General features: G+C 71.0%; 5 protein-coding genes. All 5 read left to right on the forward strand.

All coding sequences use genetic code 11. From position 1 onward, the window contains the following. Positions 1-1,197: type II secretion system protein GspD (locus Q0602_RS03445; protein ID WP_298839020.1), on the forward strand; the 1,197-nt coding region annotated here is incomplete at its 5' end. Then, positions 1,194-2,705 (forward strand): GspE/PulE family protein, encoded by a 1,512-nt coding sequence (locus tag Q0602_RS03450; RefSeq protein WP_298839023.1) that lies wholly within the window; start codon positions 1,194-1,196, stop codon positions 2,703-2,705. The genes Q0602_RS03445 and Q0602_RS03450, both read left to right, overlap by 4 nt. Positions 2,706-2,831: 126 nt before the next feature. Continuing rightward, positions 2,832-4,040 carry a type II secretion system inner membrane protein GspF gene (gene gspF, locus Q0602_RS03455; protein ID WP_298839026.1) on the forward strand — a complete coding sequence of 403 codons (1,209 nt, stop codon included), beginning with the start codon at positions 2,832-2,834 and terminating at the stop codon, positions 4,038-4,040. A 98-nt stretch (positions 4,041-4,138) separates the two neighbouring features. Further along, on the forward strand, positions 4,139-4,579 hold the full coding sequence (gene gspG, locus Q0602_RS03460; RefSeq protein ID WP_295041426.1) for a type II secretion system major pseudopilin GspG: 441 nt from the start codon (positions 4,139-4,141) through the stop codon (positions 4,577-4,579). Next, positions 4,576-4,816, forward strand: a 241-nt coding sequence (locus Q0602_RS03465; RefSeq protein ID WP_298839029.1) for a prepilin-type N-terminal cleavage/methylation domain-containing protein, incomplete at its 3' end; no start/stop codon positions are given. The genes gspG and Q0602_RS03465, both read left to right, overlap by 4 nt.

The following is a 4,816-nucleotide window of genomic DNA, read 5'->3' on the forward strand; positions in this document are numbered from 1 at the left end:
GGGCTGCCGGCACTGCCGGACGCCACCAGCCGCAACGCCGCGGTCGCCGGCACCCTCGGCAGCGGCGACGACGCGGTCGGCTTCGCCGTCCACCCCTCGACCAACGCGCTGGTACTGATCGGCCCACCGGCGCGGCTCGACGCCTACGCCAGCATCATCAAGCAGCTCGACATCCGCCGCGCCCAGGTGGCGGTGGAGGCGATCATCGCCGAGATCACCGAGTCCCGCGCCAAGCGCCTCGGCGTGCAGTGGCTGTTCGGCGATCTCTCCGGCAGCGGCACGGTGCCGGTGGGCGGCTTCAACTACGCCGCCGACGGCCAGCCGGGGATCAACGCCATCGCCGGCGCCGCCGCGCGCAACGACACCAGCCAGCTGTCGCGGCTGCTCGGCAGCATCACCGGGGCCAGCGCCGGCGTCGGCCGGATCAGCGACAGCGGGGTGAGCTTCGCCGCCCTGCTCGGCGCGCTGCAGAGCGACAGCGAGACCAACCTGCTGTCGACCCCCTCGCTGACCACCCTCGACAACGCCCAGGCCTATATCCTGGTGGGCCAAGAGGTGCCCTTCGTCACCGGCTCCACCACCTTCAACGAGAACCCCTACCAGATCATCCAGCGCGAGGACATCGGGGTCAGCCTGCGCATCCGCCCCTCGATCAGCTCCGACAACACCATCCGCATGGATATCGTCCAGGAGGTGTCGTCGATCGACCCCAACGTCCAGGCCTCCGACGTGGTCACCAACAAGCGCGAGATCGAGACCTCGGTGATCACCCGCGACGGCGGCATCGTGGTGCTCGGCGGGCTGATCAGCAACGCTGGCAACTCGACCTCGGCACAAGTACCGCTGCTGGGCGACATCCCGCTGATCGGCAAGCTGTTCCAGTACAACCGCGACGAGCAGGAGAAGCGCAACCTGATGGTATTCATCCGCGCCCGGGTGCTCCGCGACGCCGCCCAGATGGACAGCGCCACCGCCGACAAGTACCGCTACATGCGCGCCCAGCAGCTGCTCGCCGGCTTCGACGAGGATCAGGCGCTGGCGCCCTGGGAGGTGGCCAGCACGGTCGCCGCCGGCAGGTCGTCGGCTGGCGCGGGAACGGGTGATGGGGATGGCGCGGCGCCGGCCTCACCGGGTCAGCCGCGCTGGAGCGCACTCTTCCCCGATCAGCGCAGCCGCCTGGGGAGCCTGGCGCCATGACCGCGACACCGACATTCGTCGCCAGTGACGATAGCGTCGCGCCGCTACCCTACCGACTGGCCAAGCGCGCCGGGGTGGCGCTGGCCCCGGGCATCCATGGCTACCGCCTGCTGTGCCGCGACACGCCATCGCCGCTGCAGCTCGAGGTGCTGCAGGACATCCAGCGTCGCCTGGGCCGCGCCGAGGGCTGCGAGTGGCTCGACGGCGACACCTTCGAGGCGCGTCTGGCCGCGCTGCACGACGGCGAGCGTGCCGACAACGCGGCACTGCTGGAGGGCCTGGCCGAGCACGTCGACCTCGACAGCCTGATGCAGGAGCTGCCGCGGGCCGAGGATCTGCTCGAGAGCGAGAACGAGGCGCCGGTGATCCGGCTGATCAACGGCGTCTTCTCCGAGGCCCTGCGCCTGTCCGCCTCGGACATTCACGTCGAGCCCTTCGAGCGCGAGCTGGTGATCCGCCTGCGGGTGGATGGCGCCATGCGCGAGGCGCTACGCCCGCCGCGAGTGCTGGCGCCGGTGCTGATCTCGCGGATCAAGGTGATGGCGCGGCTCGACATCGCCGAAAAGCGCCAGCCCCAGGATGGTCGCATCACGGTGCGCGCCGCCGGGCGTGACGTCGACATCCGCGTCTCCACCCTGCCCGGTATCCACGGCGAGCGGGTGGTGATGCGTCTGCTCGACAAGCACGCCGCCCTGCTCGACCTCGACCGTCTGGGCATGCCGCCGGCGGTGCTCGAGCGCTATCGTCGGGTGCTCCAGCAGCCCAACGGTATCCTGCTCAACACCGGGCCCACCGGTTCGGGCAAGACCACCACCCTCTACGCCAGCCTCAATGCGCTCAACGACCGCAGCCGCAATATCCTCACCGTCGAGGACCCGGTGGAGTACGCCATCCCGGGTATCGGCCAGACCCCGGTCAATCCCCACGCCGGACTCACCTTCGCCCGCGGCCTGCGCGCCATCCTGCGCCAGGACCCGGACGTGATCATGATCGGCGAGATCCGCGACCTGGAGACCGCCGCCACCGCGGTGCAGTCGAGTCTCACCGGCCACCTGGTGCTCTCGACCCTGCACACCAACAGCGCGCTGGGGGCGATCGCGCGGCTGCGCGACATGGGCATCGAGCCGTTCCTGCTGGCGACCAGCCTCAAGGGGGTGATGGCGCAGCGCCTGGTGCGCCGGCTGTGCCCGGCCTGCAGCGAGTGGCGCCCGCGCCGCGCCGACGACGCCCAGTGGCTGCCCAGCATCGAGACCTTACCGCGCCTGGCCGAGCCCCAGGGCTGCGAGAGCTGCGACCACAGCGGCTATCGCGGGCGCCTGGGTCTTTACGAGTTCATCCCCATCGACGCCCACCTGGCCGGCCTGATCCACGAGCGCGCCCCCGAGGCGGCGCTGGCCGAGTACGCCTTCGGCCAGGCCGGCGCCCAGAGCCTGGCGCAGGCGGCGCTGGCGCGGCTGGCGGCGGGCGAGACCGCCCTCGACGAGGTGCTGCGTGCGATCCATCGCTGAGCGCGCGGCCCGCGCTGACCTCAAACTGCCATCGTCCGTGGGTCAGACTACGGCGCCATCGATGCTCGTCATGACCGTCGCGATGCGTGACGGGCGCCATATCGACATCGCTACTGGGGAGAGTCGATGCCCACCTATCGCTATCTGGCCCTGAGCCCCGACGGCCGCCGCCAGCGCGACGTGCTGCAGGCCGAGAGCGAGCGCCAGGCGCGCCAGCTGCTGCACGAGCGCGGCCTGTTCCCGCGCCGGCTGGCGCTGGTGCGGGGCGCCGATGCCCCAGGTCGCAGCGCAGGCCGCGGGCGCCTCGATACCACCAGCCTGGCGCTGCTCACGCGCCAGCTGGCGACGCTGATCGACGCCGGCATCCCGCTCAGCGACGCCCTCGACGCCCTCACCCGCCAGGCCGAGCGCCAGCGCGAACGGGCGCTGCTGCTGGCGGTGGGCAACCGGGTGCGCGAGGGCCACTCGCTGGCCGACAGCCTAAAGCCCCACGCGAGCTTCGATCTGCTCTACCGCTCGCTGGTCGCCGCCGGCGAACGCACCGGGCGCCTGGCGCTGGTGCTCGAACGCCTGGCCGACCATCTGGAGCGGGTCCAGGCGCAGCGCCAGAAGGCGCGCACCGCACTGGTCTATCCGCTGGTGCTGGCGGGGGTGTCGCTGGCGGTGGTGAGCGGGCTGATGACCTGGGTGGTGCCACGCTTGGCGCAGCAGTTCGAGCGCTCCGACATGGCACTGCCGTGGCTGACCCGGCTGATGATCGCTCTTTCCCACCTGATGCTGAGTCTGGGGCCGTGGCTGCTCGCCCTCCTGCTGCTGGGCCTGCCGCTGGCGCTACGCGTGCTGCGCCGCCCGGCACCGCGGGCGCGGCTCGACGCCCTGCTGTTGCGCCTGCCGCGCCTGGGCGAGCTGATCCGGCTGCTCGACACCGGGCGCCTGACCCGCACCCTGGCGATCCTCACGCGTAGCGGCATCGCCCTGCTGGAGGCGCTGCGGGTGAGCCGCGACACCCTGGGCAACCACGGCATGCGCGAGGCGGTGGCGCTGATCGAGCAGCGCGTCGAGAGCGGGGTCAGCCTGCATCGGGCGATGCAGGAGTCGGGGCGCTTCTCGCCCTCGCTGCTGCACATGGTCGCCAGCGGCGAGGCCAGCGGCACCCTGGACAGCATGCTCGAGCGCATCGCCGATGCCCAGGAGAGCACCTTCAACCGCCGTGTCGACATGGCCCTGGCGCTTTTCGAGCCGCTGATGATCCTGGTCATGGGCGCGGTGGTGCTGACGGTGGTGCTCGCCATCCTGCTGCCGATCATGCAGCTCAACGGCAGCGTGGCGCTGTGACGCCCAGCGCGCCGCCATCGACGATATCGCGCGCTGCAGGCCATACGCCGTCAGCGCCCATCCGCCATCAGCCCATCTGCAACAACAGAGGAAACGGCATGACACGCGCTCCCCGCCCCGGCCACCAGTCCGGCTTCACCCTGCTCGAGATCATGGTGGTGATCTTCATCATCGGCCTGCTGGTGGCGATCGTCGCCCCCAATGTGCTGAGCAATCAGGACGACGCCATGCAGCAGAAGGCGCGCGCCGATCTCTCGACCCTCGAGCAGGCCCTCGACATGTACCGTCTCGACAACTACCGCTACCCCACCACCCAACAGGGGCTGGCGGCGCTGGTCAGTCGCCCCACCAGCGACCCGCAGCCGGACAACTATCGCGAAGACGGCTATATCCGGCGCCTGCCCGAGGACCCCTGGGGCAACCCCTATCACTACGCCAGCCCCGGCCAGCACGGCCGGGTCGATCTCTACAGCCTGGGCGCCGACGACCAGCCCGGCGGCGAGGGCATCGATGCCGACATCGGCAACTGGATGCTGTGAGGTCTCGTGGCGCCCGGGGCTTCTCGCTGATCGAGCTGCTGGTGGTGATCGTGATCATCGCCCTGGGATCAAGTCTCGCCGTGGCCTGGCTGGCGGGTACGCGCCCCGGCGAGAGGCTCGACCGCGAGGCGCGCGAGCTGGCCGGCGCGTTCCGCCTGGCCGCGGACGTCGCCCGCGCGCGCCAGCGGGTGATCGGCTGGCAGCCGCAGGGCGAGGGCTACCGCTTCGTCAGTTGGC

It is taken from the genome of uncultured Salinicola sp. (assembly GCF_937921195.1).
GTDB lineage: Bacteria > Pseudomonadota > Gammaproteobacteria > Pseudomonadales > Halomonadaceae > Salinicola.

Coding starts and splice junctions, on each gene's coding strand:
- gspG (WP_295041426.1), top strand. CDS start 4,139: ATGACACGCGCTCCCCGCCCCGGCCACCAGTCCGGCTTCACCCTGCTC.
- gspF (WP_298839026.1), top strand. CDS start 2,832: ATGCCCACCTATCGCTATCTGGCCCTGAGCCCCGACGGCCGCCGCCAG.
- Q0602_RS03450 (WP_298839023.1), top strand. CDS start 1,194: ATGACCGCGACACCGACATTCGTCGCCAGTGACGATAGCGTCGCGCCG.